Origin of the sequence: Duganella sp. S19_KUP01_CR8, assembly GCF_036688705.1 — a bacterium.
In the GTDB taxonomy this organism is placed as follows: Bacteria; Pseudomonadota; Gammaproteobacteria; order Burkholderiales; family Burkholderiaceae_D; genus Rugamonas.
Genome location: NZ_JAQQPR010000002.1, coordinates 31,289 through 49,354, shown reverse-complemented (window position 1 = coordinate 49,354; position 18,066 = coordinate 31,289). Strand labels below are relative to the sequence as shown.

Here is an 18,066-nt window from a genome sequence, read left to right as displayed (position 1 = left end):
ACTTCCTAGCTAAACAAACGCAACGCGCGGGTGGAACCGGCCGGAATATCGGCGTCGTTCATCTCGGCGTAGAAATCCTGTACCTGGCCGGCGATCTCCGCCAGCGCGGCGTCCGACAGCGGCTGGTTGTAGTCGTCGACGATGGTCGCGTCCAGGCGGCCCACCAGCGATTTGGCGCAAGCCACCATCGCACCGAAGCCGTCGCGGGAAGGCGCCACGCATGGCACGTCCAGCAGCAATGTCAGGCGCGGCGTGGTTTCCTCGGCCAGCGTGACGTTGGTCGACAGCGAGAACAGATGGCCGCCCTCGCCGTCCGGCATCACGTAGCGGCCGTCGGGACGCACGTCGAAGCCCTGCTTTTCCAGTGCGCCCAGCAGCGTGGAGATGGCCCACGGCGCGCCGTTGGTTTGCAGGTTGACGCCCAGCTGCGCGTCGTGACCAGCGACGAAGCGGTGCAGATTGCGCGCTTCGGCCATCACTTCGATCATGTCCGGGATCTCCGGCTCGGCGCCGATTTCGTCGGCCATCGCGCGCAGGCGCGTGACCAGTTCCGAGTATTCCAGTTCGTTCAGCGCGGTGCTGCGGCTGGCCAGCTGCACGCCGCCTTGCAACTTGGTGTAGACGCCGCCGTGCACGATCGGCTCCCAATCGCCGCTGACGGCCAGGCCGATGTAGTGCACCGGCTTGTTGCCGACCATGCGCAGCGTTTGCAGCACCGGCAGCAGCTTGTCGCCGCGCGCCGCGCCTTCCAGCGCCAGCGGCAGCAGGCAATCGATCAGCGGATCGACCAGCGCGGTGGCCTGTTCGGCCGCCGGGGTCACGGCATTGACGCGCGGTGCGGCCGGCGGCGCCGTTGGATCGGTCTCGAATTCGGAGGCCACCGCGCCCAGCGCGGAAGCGGCAGCCGAGGCTTCGCCACCAGCCAGGCCGGGAGCGGCGCTGTCGAGCGAAAAGCTCGGCTCATGGCGCGCGGTGGACGATGGCGGAGCATCGCCGGTGCGCATCAGCACATCGTCATGATCGGTCGAGAAGGCGCGTTCGACACTCTTCTTGGCCTTGTATTCCTGGATTTTGTTGTACGTGAAAACGCCGGCGACGAATACGCCGGCGATTCCGATCAAACTCATTTGTAGGTCTGTCATGCTGCTTGTGCCTCGGAAGCGAAGTTTGCGGCGGATTCCATATCCACCGCCACGATGCGCGATACGCCCTGCTCTTGCATCGTCACACCGATCAGTTGATTGGCCATCTCCATCGCAATCTTGTTGTGCGAAATGAAGAGGAATTGGGTGTGGTCAGACATGCGTTTGACCATCCGGCAGAATCGTTCGGTATTGGCGTCGTCCAGCGGTGCATCGACCTCGTCGAGCAGGCAGAACGGCGCGGGGTTAAGTCGGAACATCGAGAACACCAGCGCCGTTGCGGTCAGCGCTTTTTCACCGCCGGACAACAGGTGGATGGTGGCGTTCTTTTTACCCGGCGGCTGGGCCATGACCTGCACGCCGGAGTCGAGGATTTCATCGCCGGTCATGATCAGCTTCGCCTGCCCGCCGCCGAACAGGATCGGGAACAGTTCGGAGAAGTGGCCGTTGACGCGGTCGAAGGTGTCTTGCAGCAGTTCGCGGGTCTCTTTGTCGATGCGCGCGATCGCGTCTTCCAGCGTGTTGATCGCCTCGTTCAAGTCGGCGTTCTGCGCGTCGAGGAAGTTCTTGCGTTCGGAGGCAGTCGCCAGCTCGTCCAGCGCCGCCAGGTTGACCGCGCCCAGCATCGAGATCGCATTGGTCAGGCGCGTCACTTCGCCTTGCAGGTACGAGGCCTTCATATCGGGATGCAGCTTCTCGGCCAGCGCCGCTTCGTCGGCCTGCACTTCGGCCAGCTGCGCGGCGAACTGCTCCTGGTTCAGGCGCGCGGCCTGTTCCTTCAGCTGCATTTCCATGATCCTGTCGCGCTGCGGCTGCAGGGCGCGTTCGGTCGACATGCGGCCTTCCTCGAACATGCGCAGCTGCTGCGTGATCTGGTCGAGTTCGTGGCGGGCGTCGGACAACGCTTTTTCCTGGCCGGTGCGGCGATCCAGCAGTTCCTGCAAGCCCTCGTTGGCCTGGCCGGATTCGAGGTTGGCCAGTTCGGCCTGACCCGCTTCCAGGCTTTGCGTGACCTGTGCCACCTGCGCGGTCGCGGTGGCGATCGAGCGGCGGAATTCTTCGATCTTGCTGCGCTGGGACTTCTCGGCGAACTGCGCTTCCTGCGCGGCGCGTTCCAGATCGCGCAAGGCTTCGCGGGCGTCGGACAGGCGCTGCTCTTTTTCGAGGAACAGGGTCTGGCCTTCCTCGTGGTCGCCCTGCAGGTTGCCGAGTTCCATATCGAGCTGCTCGAACTTTTCCTCGGACTCCATCTTGACCTGGGTTTGTTCCTCTTCCTGCGCGGCGATTTCGGCCAGGTCGGTTTCGATCTGGTTGCTGCGCTGGTTGAAGCGCGCCTCGATCTCCGACAGCTTGACCACGTCCAGCTGCAAGGTATGCACCGACTGCTGCAGGCTTTGCAGCTTGGCGCGGTATTCGGTCAGGCGGCGCGTCAGTTCGGAGACGGCGGCATCGGCGCGCACCGAACGGGCGCGCGCTTCGTCGGCCAGCATCTGCTGCGCGCGCAGCTGCTTGGTGATGTTGTCGATTTCCTGCTGGCGGCCCAGCATGCCGTCCTGCTCCGAGTCGGCGGCGTAGAAACGCACGCTGCCCTGCGTGACGGCGTGGCCCTGGCGCGTGACGAAGCAGGCGCCGGCCGGCAGCCTGGCGCGGTCGGCGAAGGCTTCGGCCGTGTCCTCGGCGATGTAGACGTTGTGCAGCCAGTCTTGCAGCAAACCGCGCAGGCCCGGATCGTTAAGCTTGAGCAGATTCAGGAACGGCTTCAGGCCCGCCACTTCCACCGGCGCCGGCGGCACCGCGTGCGACGGCGCGAACAGCGCCAGCTTGGCCGGCGGCGCATCGTTGAAGAAGGCCTTGGCCCATTCGATGTTCGACATCTGCAAGGCCGAGGTGCGCTCGCGCAGCACGGATTCCAGCGCGGTCTCCCAGCCGGATTCGATGTTCAGTTTTTGCCACAGGCGCGGCAGCGTATCCAGTTCATGCTTTTGCAGCCACGGCGTGACCTTGCCCTGCGTCTGCACGCGCTCCTGCAACTGGCGCAGCGCGTTCAGGCGCGCTTCCAGCTGGGCGTTGGCGGCGGTTTCGGTGTTGACCTGCTGCTGCGCGGCCTGGCGTTCCTCGTCCAGCTTGGGCTGCTGTTCCAGCGCTTCGTCCAGCAGGAAGCCCTGCTCTTCCAAGGCCTGCTGCTTTTCTTCCAGCTGCATGCGCAGGTTGTTCAGGTGCGCGCTGTCCGGCAGATTGAGACCGCTCTTTTCCTGTTGCAGGCGTTCGCGCCGCACGGCCAGGCCGTTGAGGATGTTGTTGGCGTTGCGCTGGTGCGCCGATTCCAGTTCCAGCTGCTGCTGCGCCTGCATGATGCGGGCGCGCGATTCGGTGCTCTTGGTCTGCGCCTCGCGCCATACCTGCTCCAGCATCGGCAGCGACTCGGCCTTTTGCTCCGCCATCATCTGCGACTGCTCGACCTTGGCCGACAGTTCTTCCAGCGTGAACTCGCCTTCCTCGATCTGGCCGCCGTATTCGGTGGCCTGGTGCTGCCACTGGTCGCGCTGCGCGGTCAGCGCGGCCAGCTGCGCCTGCAGGCGGCTGCGCGATTCGATGACGAACTTGATCTGCGCTTCCAGGCTGCCGATTTCGGCGTTGGTCTGGTACAGGCTGCCCTGCGCGGTGTGCAGGCGGTCGCCGGCGGCGAAGTGGCCCTGGCGCATTTGCTCCAGCGACAGCTCGACGTTGCGCAGCTTGGCGGTCTGTTCCTCCAGGTCGTTCTGCGCCTGCTCCATCTCGCGGAAGTATTTCTTCTGCTCGTTCTCGGCTTCGATCTTGCGCAGCAGCCACAGCAGCTTTTGCTTCTCTTCCTGGTCCGATTGCAGCTGGTGGAACTTGGTGGCGACGGCGGCCTGGCCTTCCAGCTTTTCCAGGTTGGAGTTCAGCTCGCGCAGGATGTCGTCCACCCGCAGCAGGTTCTCGCGGGTGTCGTGCAGGCGGTTTTCGGTTTCCCGGCGGCGTTCCTTGTACTTCGAGACGCCGGCCGCTTCTTCCAGGAACACGCGCAGCTCTTCCGGGCGCGATTCGATGATGCGGCTGATCATGCCCTGGCCGATGATGGCGTAGGCGCGCGGGCCGAGGCCGGTGCCGAGGAAGATGTCCTGGATGTCGCGCCGGCGCACCGGCTGGCCGTTGATGTAGTAGGTCGAGGTGCCGTCGCGCGTCAGCGTGCGCTTGACGGCGATCTCGGCGTACTGTCCCCACTGGCCGGAAGCCTTGCCGTCGTTGTTGTCGAACACCAGCTCGACCGAGGCGCGCCCGGCCGGCTTGCGGTGGGTCGAGCCGTTGAAAATGACGTCCTGCATGGACTCGCCGCGCAGCTCGGAAGCCTTGGACTCGCCCAGCACCCAGCGCACGGCGTCGATGATGTTCGACTTGCCGCAACCGTTGGGACCCACCACGCCAACCAACTGACCCGGCACCTGGAAATTGGTGGGATCGACGAAAGACTTAAATCCCGACAATTTGATGGAAGATAGACGCACGTTGTTATCTGGTGTGTGGGCTGGAAAAGTTCACAATAATACCATTTTGCGCATCAAATCTGGCCGAAAACGCGTCATGGGCGGGGCGTATGCCTATCGTAGCGGGAATTTGGGTTCACGCCAAATGGCGCGGGTGTAAGGCTTGTCGTGACCGGACAGCCACAGCGCGGCCTGGGTGATCCACATTTCGGCCGGCACCGGCTCCACGCGCGGCGCAATCAGCACCACGGGGATGCACAACACCACCAGCACCCGGCTCAGCGCCATATGGTGCTCGGTGCTGGCGTACCAGATGAACACCGCCGCCACGGCCAGGCCGAGCAGGCAACCGGTCACCGACTCGGACGCCGAATGGGCACGCACGTAGACCCGGGAAACGGCGATGAGCACGGCCAACAGCACGCCCAGCAACGTACCCAGCACGCGCCACGACGGCGGCGACGAACGGAAGATCAAGAAGAAAGCCACCGGGAACACGGCGGCGGCGCGCATCGCATGGCCGCTGAAGCCGGCGAACTCGACCGATTCCACCCCTATCCCCCAGCCGACGAAGGCCATCTTGGTGGCCACGACCAGCGCCATGCCGATGCCGAACAGCAGGCACCAGGCGGCAGTCAGGCGCCACGACTTGCCCGCCAGCAGCCAGACGGCAATCGCGATTCCTATCGGCCCGGTTACCGCCAGACTCCCCGTCACACTCAAACCGTGCCACCACATCATCATCTAAAAGCGCCCTGTCGTTGTTTTTGCACCGCGTCATTAAAACACACGCGGGGGCATTTTATCGAAAATTGCTGTGCAACAATAGACCTGGAGCAAAATCGGGTGGTGGCCGACGCGCTCCTGCGGGGCGTGGCATACTGTTGCCATGCTCACCATACTCGGCAAATCCTCCTCCATCAACGTCCGCAAGGTCTTGTGGACGTGCGCGGAAATCGGCCTCGATTACCGCCTGGAGGAATACGGCGGCGGCTTCCAGCCGACCAACACGCAGGACTTCCTGCGCATGAATCCGAACGGCATGGTGCCGGTCATCATCGACGACGGCCAGAGCCTGTGGGAATCGAACACCATCTGCCGCTACCTGGCCGGCAAACATGGCCGCAGCGATCTGCTGCCGGCAGAGCCGATGGTGCGCGCCCAGGTGGAAAAATGGATGGACTGGCAGGCCACCGAACTGAACAACGCCTGGCGTTATGCCTTCATGGCGATGATACGGCAGAGTCCCGCGCATGGCGACGCGGCGGCGCTGGTGGCCAGCGTGGCGGAATGGAACCGGCTGATGAGTTTGCTGGACGCGCACTTGGCGGCCGCCGGTCCGTTCGTCTGCGGCGAAGCGCTGACCTTGGCCGACATCGTCCTTGGGCTGTCGGCCAACCGCTGGCGCGCGATGCCGATGGCGCGGCCGGTGCTGGCGGCGGTCGATGCCTGGTTTGACCGCTTGAGCGAGCGCGACGGCTTCCGCACCCACGGCTGCAACGGCCTCCCCTGACACTTACTTCTGGAGTTTAGCAATGACTGTATCGACCTGGCTGTTGTTCTTATCGGTTTCCCTGGCGGCCGCGTTCAGCCCGGGACCTGGCGTGCTGATGGCGATTTCGACCGCGACCACGATGGGCGCGCGGCGCGCGCTCTACAGTTCCGCCGGCAATGCGCTGGGCGTGTTCATCGTGGCGACGACGGCGGTGGCTGGTTTGGGCTTGTTGCTGAAGACTTCGGCCTTGGCGTTTGGCGCGCTGAAAGTGGCCGGCGCGGCCTACCTGATTTACCTGGGCATCAAGGCCTGGCGCCACGCCAGCCTGGTCACTGAAACGGCGGAGACCGCCGTCACGGCGGTCGCAGCGCCGGACGCGGCCGAGGCCAGCCGGCTGAGCACCTTCCGCGCAGGCCTGCTGGTGGCGGTGAGCAATCCGAAGGCGATTCTGTTCTTCACCGCCGTGTTCCCGCAGTTCATGCCGCCTGATCATGTGGACCCGGTGCGCTTCCTGCTGCTGACGTCGACCTTCACCAGTTGCACCTTGTTGTCGCATTTCTTCTACGTGGCCTGCGCGTCGTGGCTGAAGCGCAGCGTCAAGCAGAGCATCGCCCGCACCCGCCTGGCCAAGCGCACCACCGGCGTAATCTTCGTCGGCATGGGCGGCGCCCTGCTGACGTTGACGAACTCGAAGTAAAGCGTCAGTAAAGGGCGGTACAATTCGTTCCATGAATGCCGCCCTCAAAACTTTGGTAGCCGAAGCACTTAAACTCGCCCCAAACGAACGCATGGAGTTTGTGCATCTGCTACTGGCTAGCCTGAACGAAGATGCCGAGCTCGACAAGGCCTGGACGATTGAGATCGAACGTCGGATCGCCGACATAGAGAGCGGCATCGAGCAAACCATTCCGATCGCCGAAGCTCTGGCTCAAGTCCGCAAAAACCTGAAATGAAACTAGTTGTCGTCCCGCCCGCTCTTGCGGAATTGCAGGGCGCAGCCGACCACTACGCATCGCAAGGCGGCCCCCAGTTGGGACGCGACTTCGTGGACGAATTCGAGCGAGTTGCGAATCTTCTCTTGCTTAATCCTCAGCTAGGCGCCCTGGCACGCGGCGCGCGGCGCTACTCGATGAGCAAGTTCCCTTACAGCGTCATTTACCAAATCGCAGTGGACGAGCTGCGTATCCTCGCCATTGCCCATCAGAGAAGGCGACCTGGCTACTGGCGCGGGCGGGGCAAGAGGATTTAACCGAACGCCGAGGCTGGCGGGTCGATGGAGGCGTCGTTGTCGGCGCTGCGGGCCAGTGCTTGCGACAGGGCGACGGCGACTACGCCTTCGCTGCGCACCACTTGCACGGTCTGTTCGAGGAAGCGCTTGGCCAGCTGTTCGCCGGACATCGAGAACGCTTCCTGCCGCGCCGCCGTCGAGAAGATGTATAGCGTGCGCAAAGGACTGATCCACGCCAGCTTGACCTTGCGGCTGCCGCCGCCCTCCTGCTCGAACTCCAGCCACATGCCGCGCGTCAGGCTGTCGACTTCGATGGCGGCGTCTTCCTCTTCCGGATCGGGTTGCTGCTGGGCGCGCGCTTCGGCTTCCGCCTTGGCGGCCGCGTCGGCTTTGGCTTGCAGTTCCAGGCGCCGTTCGGCCGCCTGCTGCGCCACCTGCATCGAAATTTCCAGCTGACGTTCCGCCGACATCTCCAGCGGCGCGCGCACGATGGAGGCGTGGCATTCAGCCAGCTCGGCAAAGAATTGCAGACGGTCGGCATCCTGCCACTTGATGATGTCCAGCCACTTGTTCAACGTGGTCAGCAGCACCGGCAGCTTGGCGATCAGCTGCTTGCGCTCATCGGCGTTGAGCTTGGGACGCACGCTCCAGATCAGGTCGTCCATGGTCTTGGTGGCGTTGTTGACGGCGCCCGGCTTGTCGTCCTCGATGCTGTAGGCGATGGTCAACACCGACACCCAGCGCTGTTCGAGGAAGGCTTCCACCACGGCGATCACTTCGCCGGTGCCAATGCGCAGCGCCACGGCGTTCTTGGCCAGCTTGGTCGACTCGGCCATCCGCTCCTGCTTCAGCGCGGCGGCGATGGGCTCGGCGATGGCGGTGGCGGCGGCGCGCTCTTCGGCCTGGATCGATGCTTCCAGCTCGTTGACCGCTTCGGTGAACACCGACAGTTCATGATCGTAATCGCGGCCGACGCGGTCCACGCTGCGTTGCATCGCCTGGAATAACGGATCTTCCGGTCCCTTGCGCTGCTCCCAGCCCATGCGCGACAGCAGGTCGATCAGGCGGCGCGCCGGATGGGCTTCCTGGAAGAAGAAATTCTTATCCACCAGCGCAGCCTTCAGCACCGGGATTTGCAGGAAGCGTATCAGGTCGCGGATTTCCTGCGAGATGTTCTGGTCGTGGAAAACGGTGTCGAAGATCGCCGACAGCAAGTCGATCGTGCTTTCGTCGGTGCGCGACAGGCTGCCCTGCGGCATGCTGGCTTTGATGTTCGGCAGGTAGAAGACGTTGCCGCCTGCCGTCGCCGGTGCGGCATCGACCGCAGCCTGGCCGGACGGGGCTGGTCCAGTGGCAAAACCAGCCACCGCGCCCAGCGTGCCGATGGATTCGTAAGGTACGGCTTTTTGCAGCTGCGCCAGATACGCCAGCAGCGGCTGCTTGGCGCCGATCTGCGACAGGCGCTGCGCGTCTTCGTTGCTCAGGGAGTCAGGCAGCAAGCCTTGCGCGGCGCCTTGCACCCAGACGCCGCCGGCGGGAGCGAATCCGCCCGCGGCAACGGCAGGCGCACCAGCCACGCCTGCGACAAAGCCGGGAGCCATCACCACGCCACCCTGAACGCCGTGCGCCACCGCCATGCCGCCATGGCCGCCGATCATCGCCGCACCCGGTCCAGCACCGCCAACGCCAGCAACACCGCCGGCAGCGCCTGCGGTTCCCGGCGCAACGGCGCCAGCGCCGCCCTGCGCTGCGGCATTCGGCACCCAGGCTGCGCCCGAGTTCAAGGCCGACATCGGCAGATCGGGAATACTCAGGTCGACGCCATGCATCAAGCCATCGGCGATATTGTCGACGATGGCGCCCGCCGCCGAACCCTCCACATCGCTGGAGGCAAAGAACTGCCGCAACTGCTGCGCCAATGCGGCCTGGTTGCCGCGCACGCGCGACGGCGCAGCAGCGGCCCTGGTTTTGTCCGCCTTGCGTCCTTTGTGGCCGTCCACCGAACCGGGCAGCACGCCCTTGCTCTGCAAGGCCAGGTTCAAGGCATCCAGCATCGGGCCCAGCTCGATGAACATGTCCGGCTTGATCAGCGGTTGCAACAGCGGCGCGGCCTCGGGCTCGGTGTCGAACTCGGTCCAGGCCTGCTGCAAGGCGACCAGGAACACATCGGGCCGGAACGGATTCTGGCTGACGCGCAAGATATCGCGATCCAGCAGGAAGGCCAGGCGCACATTCAGCGTTTGCAGCTGATCGGAATACCGGCTCTCGAACGGCTTGCTGACGCCGCTGAGCGCGACCTTGTTATCCATCTCTTCGAACGGCACCAGCGACAGCGGCTGTTCGGCCTCGCGCAGCTTGCCCTTGACCGTCGGCGACAGTTCGGCGATCTCGCGCCGCAGCGCCTTCTCCAGCGTGCTGGAAGCGAGGTGCAGGAAGGCGAAGTTGCGGTTGCGTAGCTGGTTGCCGGCGCGGATGCGCTGCTGCATGGTGCGCGGATCGCCGCCGGTGGCGTCGATCAACGCCCCTGCCAGGCGGTTGGCCAGGTCCAGGTACTGGTCGCTGGCATGCTTGGTGGCGATGCCGATCAACTCTTCCAACAAGGCATGCCGCGGCGAGACCGTCTTTTTCGGCAATGCGGGTGTTGTGGAAGTTGCAACCATGATGTGACCTGCTGTGATAGGGGAATCCGTTTACGCCATTCTTACACATTCTTTCCACAAGGCAATACCGGAAAGGAAAGACTGTGCAATATTTCGCGTATTTTTCTGTTTTTCCACAACTTTTATGGCATGAAACCCAGTGTTGACGGGGCGCAAAGGACAAGATTGAAGTTTCCCTAACATAACAATTTCCTTCCGTCGCCAGCGAGACCCCGCCATGAAATTCCTGCATAACCTGGAAATCTCCAGCAAGCTGCTGGCCGCCTTCGCCGTCCTGCTAGGCCTGACCACCCTGCTGGGCCTGAGCGCCCTGGCCCGCATGGGGCATATCGACGAAGCCTCCTCCGAATTGTCCGGCAAATGGCTGCCTCAGACTATAGCAGTACTGTCCCTGCGCAACGATTTGCAAGAGGTGCGCAAGCTGGAACACGTGGTGTTCGGCGACAAGACCAGCATCGCCGACGCCGACCGCAAGCTGGGCACGGCCCACGCTGCCCTGCGCGACCATGCCGGCCAGCTGGCGCGCCTGCTGGCGGAGACGCCGCAACAGCCGCTGGGCACGGAACTGCTGCGTCTTGTGGCCGATTACACCACCGAACACGAGCGCATGATCGGCCTCGCCGCCGAGGGCAAGAAAGACGAGGCAAGCGCCCTGCTCAGGGGCCGCTCGCAGCAAACGCTGGACGCGCTGAACGGCCAGCTCGACAAGCTACTGGCGGCGCAGATGGCGGGTAGCCAGCAGGCCGCGCGCGCGGCCGACGAACTGTACGACGGCGCCCGCTTGATCACGCTGAGCACGCTGGGCATGGCGGTCTTCGGCGGCGCCTTGCTGGCGCTGTGGCTGGCCCGTTCGATCTCGGCGCCGCTGCGGCGGGCGATGCAGGCGGCGCAGCGCATCGCCGGCGGCGACCTCGGCACCCGCATCGGCGACACCGCCAACAACGAGACCGGCAAGCTGCTGCAAGCGATGCAGCATATGAACGACAGCCTGCTGGGCATCATCGGCCAGGTGCAGCACGGCGCCCGCGCCATCGACGGCGCCGCGCGCGAGATCGCCGAGGGCAATCTGAACCTGTCCACCCGCACCGAGCAACAGGCCGCGTCGCTGGAGGAAACCGCGTCGTCGATGGAGCAGCTGACGGCCACCGTCAAGCAAAATGCCGAGCATGCGATGCAGGCCAACCAGCTGGCGCTGTCGGCGTCCGCGGTGGCGCTGCGCGGCGGCGCCGACGTCGAACAGGTGGTGGGCACGATGGCCTCCATCAACGACAGCTCGCGCAAGATCGCCGAGATTATCGGCGTGATCGACGGCATCGCTTTCCAGACCAATATCCTGGCGCTCAACGCGGCGGTGGAGGCGGCGCGCGCCGGCGAACAGGGACGCGGCTTCGCGGTGGTGGCGTCGGAGGTGCGCAACCTGGCGCAGCGCAGCGCGGCGGCCGCCAAGGAGATCAAGGAACTGATCGCCGATTCGGTCGACAAGGTGGCGCGCGGCACGCAATTGGCCGACCAGGCGCGCAACACGATGGACGAGGTGGTCGGCAGCGTCAAGCGCGTGACCGGACTGATCGGCGAAATCGCCGACGCCAGCGCCGAGCAGACCGCCGGGCTGGAGCAGGTCAACCAGGCGGTGGCGGATATGGACCAGGCCACCCAGCAGAACGCCGCCCTGGTCGAGCAGGCAGCCTCGGCAACGGCGGCGATGCAGGCCGAGACCGGCAAACTGAATGAGGCGATCGGCGTGTTTTCCGCCCAGGGCGAGGCAGCGCCGGCAACGCGCATGGCACAAGCGGACGCTGCCGGCGGACGGCGTCCACCGGCGCGCAGCGAAGCTAAAGCAGCCGCGCCCGCCCCTCGTCCGCCACACGGCGGCCATAGCAGCAAGGAAGTGGAATGGGAGGAATTTTAAGCGGCGGGCAAGGCGTACTCCTACACGCCACCAAGAGAAATTCCGATAGCGATCACCGGATCGAGCCCGCATCATTGCAATACCAAAAACGCACCGGAATGCAAGCGCCGGCGCGGTTCTGGCAAGCACGTTCTTTCACTTTCGTAAAGGAATCGACATGAGCACGAATCAAAAAGGTGGCAGTAGCAAGCAAGGCTCGGATCAGGGCAGCAGCAAGCAGTCTGGCGGCCAGGGTTCGTCCGGCGGCTCGCGCGGCAGCAGCGGCGGCACCCAGGGCGGCACCCATGAGCAGCACGTGGAAGCCGGCCGTCAAAGCCACAAAAACGACGCCAACAAGCAGTCAGGCAATAAAGACCGCTAAGTAAGCCAGCGCGGTCCTTGCGGCGCCGTCTCCGGGCGCCGCAACCTTGTCAAATATTCGTTACCCGCTGTCCGCGCGGCGGCACGAAATCCTTCACCGCATTGACCATCCCCACTTTCAAGCCTTCGGCCGCCGTCAGGTGCAGGTCCGAGTACTCATGGATGCGCCAGTGCTCGTCGCTGAACTGCACATGGTCGCGCAGGATCTGCTCGGTGCGGGCGTCGTCGGCCTGCAAGCCTTCGACGATGATGCGCAGCGCGTCCGGCCGGGCACCGTGCGGCGCGCTGGCGTGCGACTTGTGCACCATGAAGCGCGCCGTGTCGCTGGCGTAGCGCTCGGCGCCGGCCAGGAACAGGATCACCGCGATCGACGCCACCGCTCCGGCGTTGTAGGTGATGATCTTGATCGGCAGCTTGCTCAGGTAGTTGTACAGGCAAATGCCGTCGCTGACGTAGCCGCCGTTGGACTGGATCAGGATGTGGGCGGTGGTGATGCGGTCTTCCGTCATGTCGGCGACCGCGTCAAAGACGCGGCGGACCATGTCGCTGTTGACATCGCCGGACAGGGTGAACCACGCGTGGCCCTCGTAAGTGGTGGAATCTTGGCTCATGGCTGGGCTCTCGAATAAGTGTGATTTATTCTAGCAAATAGTTGTTTTTCGAGCCTTATTATTGCATTTCATTCGTGCGACCGTCGCGCCCGCCTGAAATGGGCTTCAGATTGACAACAAGGTACTTCTGACATATATTCCCGAGTCTTGATCGGGAGAGGGCAAACCAGCTTTGCCGCCGAAGGGGCACTACCCAAAAACTCTCAGGCAAAAGGACCGATCAAGGGACCAGCGCGGCCGTCGGATGGCAATATTCGACGGGATGCCAACTGGACCAACTCTGGAGAGCGGCCGCGGCGCAAGCTGGCGGCCCACCGAAGGGGCGCACGGGAACCAGGAGCCAGCCTCCTCCCGTAATCTCTCAGGTACCAAGGACAGAGGGGTCTGCGATCATTGTGGAATCAGCTTTTGTTGAGCGTTTCCTTGTATGTTCTGTTAACCCCTATTCGATTTGGACCGAGGAATTATGACGCTTAAAGCCACCCCACTCAATAATGCCCACCGCGCAGCCGGCGCCAAGATGGTCGATTTCGGCGGCTGGGACATGCCGGTCAACTACGGCTCCCAGATCGAAGAACACAACGCCGTGCGCACCGACGTCGGCATGTTCGACGTCGCCCATATGTGCGTGGTCGACATCAAGGGCGACAATGTGCGCGGTTTCCTGCGCGGCCTGCTGGCCAACAACGTCGACAAGCTGCAGGTATCGGGCAAGGCGCTGTACTCCTGCATGCTGAACCCACAGGGCTTCGTGATCGACGACCTGATCGTCTACTTCATCAACGAGAGCTGGTTCCGCCTGGTGGTCAACGCCGGCACCGCTGAAAAAGACGTGGCCTGGATGCAGCAGCACAACACCGCCACCAACGCCGGCCTGGCCATCACCCAGCGCCGCGACGGCGCCACCGCTGCTGGCTCCCCTATGGCGCTGATCGCCGTGCAGGGCCCGAACGCCCGCGCCAAGGTATGGCAAGTCATCCCGGAATCAAAAGAAGGCACGGCCGAGATGAAGCCGTTCAACGTCGCCTTCGCCCAAAGCCCAACCTTCGGCGAGGCGATGATCGCCCGCACCGGCTACACCGGCGAAGACGGCTTTGAAATCGGCGTCGCCGCCGAGCAGGCCGAGAACCTGTGGAACGCGCTGGTCGCCGCTGGCGTCAAGCCGGCCGGCCTGGGCGCGCGCGACACGCTGCGCCTGGAAGCCGGCATGAACCTGTACGGCCAGGACATGGACGAAACCGTCAACCCGCTGGACGCCGGCCTGGCCTGGACCATCGACCTGGTCGCCGAGCGCGACTTCATCGGCAAGGCGGCGCTGCAGGCGATGGGCCAGAACGCCCAGTTCGTCGGCCTGATCCTGCGCGAAAAAGGCGGCGTGCTGCGCGCCCACCAGAAGGTGGTCGTGGCCGGTACCGACGCCACCGGCGAGATCACCAGCGGCACCTTCAGCCCGTCGATGCAGCAGGCGATCGCGCTGGCGCGCGTGCCCAACGGCGTGGCCGTCGGCGACACCGTGCACGTCGAGATCCGCGACAAGAAACTGGCCGCGTCGGTGGTCAAGCTGCCGTTCGTGCGCAACGGTAAAATCCTGGCTGTTTAATCGCTGTTTATATTCATATCACCCTATCACCCTTCTGGAGCCTTACATGAACATTCCTGCCGACCTGAAGTACACCGAATCCCACGAATGGGTACGCGCTGAAGCTGACGGCACCGTCACCGTCGGCATCACCGAGTTCGCACAGGATGCGCTGGGCGATATCGTCTTCGTCGAACTGCCAAAAGTCGGCACGACCTACGGCGCCGGCGACGACGCAGCAGTGGTGGAATCGGTCAAAGCGGCCAGCGACATCTACGCGCCGATCGCCGGTGAAGTCGTTGCCGTCAACGACGACGTGGTCAACTCGCCTGAGTCGATCAACGCCGACGCCTACGCCAACTGGCTGTTCAAGATCAAGCCGGCCGACGCCGCCGCGATCAACGGCCTGCTGGACGCCGCCGCCTACGGCAAGACCACCGAAGCGTAATTCGCCCCGTCCTTCCCGCGCACGCGGGAATCCATGCTGAGCTGACTCCGGCCACTCGGCATGGGTCCCCGCTTTCGCGGGGACGACGTATCGCACCATTCCTCATACTGCCCTCGCCCATATCATGACCCGCTCCAGCCTGACCCAACTCGAAGCCCGCGACGCCTTCATCGCCCGCCACATCGGCCCTGACGCCGCAGAACAGGAAGCCATGCTGTCGGTACTCGGCTACGCCTCGCGCGCAGCCCTGATCGACGCACTGGTCCCATCCAACATCCGCAACAAAGGCGCACTGCCGCTGGGCGCGTACTCGCAGCCGATGCCGGAACAGGAAGCGCTGTCCAAGCTGAAAAAGATCGCATCGAAAAACAAGGTGCTCAAGTCGCTGATCGGCCAGGGCTACTACAACACCGTCACGCCTGGCGTGGTGCTGCGTAACATCTTCGAAAACCCGGCCTGGTACACCGCCTACACCCCGTACCAGCCGGAGATTTCGCAAGGCCGCCTGGAAGCGATCCTGAACTTCCAGCAAACCATCACCGACCTGACCGGCATGGGCATCGCCAACGCGTCGATGCTGGACGAAGGCACGGCCGCCGCCGAAGCGATGACGCTGATCCAGCGCGTCGGCAAATCGAAATCGATGGTGTTCTACGTGGCCGACGACGTGCTGCCGCAGACCCGCGAAGTGGTCGAGACCCGCGCCAAGCCGCTGGGCATCGAAGTGAAGACCTTCCACCCGGCCGAACTGTCCGCCGTGGGCGAGTGCTTCGGCGTGCTACTGCAATACCCGGGCGTGAACGGCGTGGTGCGCGACTACAAGGCCGGCGTTGAAGCCGTCAAGGCCAAGGGCGCGATGGTGGTGGTCGCCGCCGACCTGCTGGCGCTGACCATGCTGACGCCTCCGGGCGAATGGGGCGCGGACGTGGTGGTCGGTAACAGCCAGCGCTTCGGCGTACCGCTGGGCTTTGGCGGCCCGCACGCAGGCTACCTGTCGACCCGCGACGAATTCAAACGCAGCATGTCCGGCCGCCTGGTCGGCGTCACCATCGACGCCCAGGGCAACAAGGCTTACCGCCTGGCGCTGCAAACCCGCGAGCAGCACATCCGCCGCGAAAAAGCCACGTCCAACATCTGCACCGCGCAGGTGCTGCTGGCGGTGATGGCGTCGATGTACGCCGTCTACCACGGCCCGAAAGGCCTGCTGCAGATCGCCCAGCGCGTACACCGCTACACCGGCGTGCTGGCCGCCAACCTGAAGACCTTGGGCTACACCGTCACCAACGAGACCTTCTTCGACACCCTGACCGTGGCCGTCAAGAACGCCGAGCAGCTGCATGCATCGGCCCACTCGCACGGCGTCAACCTGCGCGTGATCGACGCCACCCACGTCGGCGTATCGCTGGACGAAACCACCAGCCGCGAAGACATCGCGCTGCTGTGGACCGTGTTCGCCCACCCTGTCGGCGGCCCGGCCCACGGCCCGGACTTCGATGGCGTGGAAGCGGCCGTGGCCGAGGCCTTCCCGGCAGCGCTGTCGCGCACCAGCGACTACCTGAGCCACCCGGTCTTCAACCGCTACCACTCCGAAACCGAAATGCTGCGCTACCTGCGCAGCCTGGCGGACAAGGACCTGGCGCTGGACCGCACCATGATCCCGCTGGGTTCGTGCACCATGAAGCTGAACGCGACGTCCGAGATGATCCCGGTCACCTGGCCGGAGTTCTCGAACATCCACCCGTTCGCGCCGGACGCGCAGACCGTCGGCTACCGCGAAATGATCTCGCAGCTGGAAGAGATGCTGTGCGCGTTGACCGGCTACGCCGCCGTCTCGCTGCAGCCTAACGCCGGCTCGCAGGGCGAGTACGCCGGTCTGCTGGTGATCCAGGCTTACCACCAGTCGCGCGGCGAAGGCCATCGCAACATCTGCCTGATCCCATCGTCGGCGCACGGCACCAACCCGGCATCGGCCAATATGGTCGGCATGCAGGTGGTGGTGACCGCCTGCGACGCCAGCGGCAACGTCGACCTGGCCGACCTGAAAGCCAAGGCCGAACAGCACTCGAAGAACCTGGCCTGCGTGATGGTGACCTACCCATCGACCCACGGCGTGTTCGAAGAAGGCATCCAGGAACTGTGCGAAATCGTCCACGGCCACGGCGGCCAGGTCTACATCGACGGCGCCAACATGAACGCGCTGGTCGGCGTGGCGGCTCCGGGCTCGTTCGGCGGCGACGTCTCGCACCTGAACCTGCACAAGACCTTCTGCATTCCTCACGGTGGTGGCGGTCCTGGCGTCGGTCCTATCGGCGTCGGCGCGCACCTGGCGAAGTTCCTGCCTAACCAGCGTTCGAACGGCTACATCCGCGACAACGCCGGCATCGGTTCGGTCAGCGCCGCGCCGTACGGTTCGGCCAGCATCCTGCCGATTTCGTGGATGTACATCGCGATGATGGGCGCGGAAGGCCTGACCGCCGCGACCGAGACCGCGATCCTGAACGCCAACTACATCGCGCGCCGCCTGTCGCCGCACTTCCCGGTGCTGTACTCGGGCCACGACGGCCTGGTGGCGCACGAGTGCATCATCGACCTGCGTCCGCTGCAGGATGCCACCGGCATCAGCAACGAAGACGTGGCCAAGCGCCTGATGGACTTCGGCTTCCACGCGCCGACCATGAGCTTCCCGGTACCGGGCACGCTGATGATCGAGCCGACCGAAAGCGAATCGAAGGTCGAAATGGACCGCTTCATCGATGCGATGATCGCCATCCGCAGCGAGATCGCCAAGGTTGAAAGCGGCGAGTTCGACAAGCTGGACAACCCGCTCAAGTTCGCGCCGCACACCGCCGAGGTGCTGACCGCCGACAAGTGGGAGCGCAAGTACAGCCGCGAAGTGGCGGCCTACCCTGTGCCGTCGCTGCGCAAGCAGAAGTACTGGCCGCCGGTCGGCCGCGCCGACAACGTCTACGGCGACCGCAACCTGTTCTGCGGCTGCGCGCCGATGAGCGACTACGAGTAAGCGTATAAGTAACTGAGGGACGCGCGGTTCGCCGCGCTATCCGGAGAACGCAGGCGAACCACCCGGTTCGGCCTGCGTTTTTTTATGCCGGATAAGTTTTTATTATATGTGG

Annotated in this window: 14 protein-coding genes and 2 riboswitches; of the genes, 9 read left to right on the top strand and 5 right to left on the bottom strand. The window is 64.3% G+C overall.

The window, feature by feature from the left end; all coding sequences use genetic code 11:
• Nucleotides 1-5: 5 nt before the first annotated feature.
• The 3 genes from V6M89_RS02100 to V6M89_RS02090 all read right to left on the bottom strand — a co-directional run bounded on the left by V6M89_RS02100 (nucleotide 6) and on the right by V6M89_RS02090 (nucleotide 5,389).
• Nucleotides 6-1,142, bottom strand: coding sequence for a cell division protein ZipA C-terminal FtsZ-binding domain-containing protein (locus V6M89_RS02100; RefSeq protein WP_332851601.1), 1,137 nt, complete (start codon nucleotides 1,140-1,142; stop codon nucleotides 6-8).
• The gene (gene smc, locus V6M89_RS02095; RefSeq protein ID WP_332851600.1) at nucleotides 1,139-4,666 is read right to left on the bottom strand and encodes a chromosome segregation protein SMC; all 3,528 of its coding nucleotides are present in this window, start codon (nucleotides 4,664-4,666) and stop codon (nucleotides 1,139-1,141) included. The genes V6M89_RS02100 and smc overlap by 4 nt, the downstream gene beginning before the upstream one ends.
• Before the next feature lie 93 nt (nucleotides 4,667-4,759).
• Nucleotides 4,760-5,389, bottom strand: a complete 630-nt coding sequence (locus V6M89_RS02090) for a phosphatase PAP2 family protein (RefSeq protein ID WP_332851599.1) — start codon at nucleotides 5,387-5,389, stop codon at nucleotides 4,760-4,762.
• Between the two features lie 145 nt (nucleotides 5,390-5,534).
• Between V6M89_RS02090 and V6M89_RS02085 the strand changes: the two genes are divergently transcribed.
• From V6M89_RS02085 to V6M89_RS02070, 4 genes are read left to right on the top strand one after another with little or no spacing between them, the layout of a single operon-like run.
• Complete coding sequence (locus V6M89_RS02085; RefSeq protein ID WP_332851598.1) at nucleotides 5,535-6,158, top strand: glutathione S-transferase family protein; 624 nt, start codon at nucleotides 5,535-5,537, stop codon at nucleotides 6,156-6,158.
• 22 nt (nucleotides 6,159-6,180) lie between these two features.
• Complete coding sequence (locus V6M89_RS02080; RefSeq protein WP_332851597.1) at nucleotides 6,181-6,837, top strand: LysE family translocator; 657 nt, start codon at nucleotides 6,181-6,183, stop codon at nucleotides 6,835-6,837.
• A gap of 31 nt (nucleotides 6,838-6,868) precedes the next feature.
• Entirely contained in the window at nucleotides 6,869-7,093 is a 225-nt protein-coding gene (locus tag V6M89_RS02075; RefSeq protein ID WP_332851596.1) for an addiction module protein, read from the top strand.
• A complete protein-coding gene (locus V6M89_RS02070) occupies nucleotides 7,090-7,389 on the top strand; it encodes a type II toxin-antitoxin system RelE/ParE family toxin (RefSeq protein ID WP_332851595.1) in 300 nt (99 codons plus the stop codon). Before V6M89_RS02075 ends, V6M89_RS02070 begins: the two co-directional genes overlap by 4 nt.
• Here V6M89_RS02070 and V6M89_RS02065 read toward each other — a convergent pair.
• Nucleotides 7,386-10,028, bottom strand: a complete 2,643-nt coding sequence (locus tag V6M89_RS02065) for a DUF1631 family protein (protein ID WP_332851594.1) — start codon at nucleotides 10,026-10,028, stop codon at nucleotides 7,386-7,388. The two genes, V6M89_RS02070 and V6M89_RS02065, sit on opposite strands and share 4 nt — an antisense overlap.
• A gap of 217 nt (nucleotides 10,029-10,245) precedes the next feature.
• On the opposite strand from V6M89_RS02065, the gene V6M89_RS02060 reads away from it, so the two are divergent.
• Nucleotides 10,246-11,937 carry a methyl-accepting chemotaxis protein gene (locus V6M89_RS02060; RefSeq protein WP_332851593.1) on the top strand — a complete coding sequence of 564 codons (1,692 nt, stop codon included), beginning with the start codon at nucleotides 10,246-10,248 and terminating at the stop codon, nucleotides 11,935-11,937.
• A 157-nt stretch (nucleotides 11,938-12,094) separates the two neighbouring features.
• Nucleotides 12,095-12,298, top strand: a complete 204-nt coding sequence (locus V6M89_RS02055; protein ID WP_332851592.1) for a hypothetical protein — start codon at nucleotides 12,095-12,097, stop codon at nucleotides 12,296-12,298.
• Nucleotides 12,299-12,347: 49 nt separating this feature from the next.
• On the opposite strand, the gene V6M89_RS02050 is transcribed toward V6M89_RS02055, so the two are convergent.
• Nucleotides 12,348-12,908 carry an ATP-dependent Clp protease proteolytic subunit gene (locus V6M89_RS02050; protein ID WP_332851591.1) on the bottom strand — a complete coding sequence of 187 codons (561 nt, stop codon included), beginning with the start codon at nucleotides 12,906-12,908 and terminating at the stop codon, nucleotides 12,348-12,350.
• Between the two features lie 142 nt (nucleotides 12,909-13,050).
• Nucleotides 13,051-13,137, top strand: a riboswitch (glycine riboswitch).
• A gap of 41 nt (nucleotides 13,138-13,178) precedes the next feature.
• Nucleotides 13,179-13,296: riboswitch (glycine riboswitch) on the top strand.
• Between the two features lie 78 nt (nucleotides 13,297-13,374).
• Between V6M89_RS02050 and gcvT the strand changes: the two genes are divergently transcribed.
• From gcvT to gcvP, 3 genes are all read left to right on the top strand, one after another.
• On the top strand, nucleotides 13,375-14,508 hold the full coding sequence (gene gcvT, locus V6M89_RS02045) for a glycine cleavage system aminomethyltransferase GcvT (protein ID WP_332851590.1): 1,134 nt from the start codon (nucleotides 13,375-13,377) through the stop codon (nucleotides 14,506-14,508).
• Nucleotides 14,509-14,554: 46 nt separating this feature from the next.
• On the top strand, nucleotides 14,555-14,935 hold the full coding sequence (gcvH, locus tag V6M89_RS02040) for a glycine cleavage system protein GcvH (protein ID WP_332851589.1): 381 nt from the start codon (nucleotides 14,555-14,557) through the stop codon (nucleotides 14,933-14,935).
• Nucleotides 14,936-15,059: 124 nt separating this feature from the next.
• Entirely contained in the window at nucleotides 15,060-17,954 is a 2,895-nt protein-coding gene (gene gcvP, locus V6M89_RS02035; protein WP_332851588.1) for an aminomethyl-transferring glycine dehydrogenase, read from the top strand.
• Nucleotides 17,955-18,066: the final 112 nt, after the last annotated feature.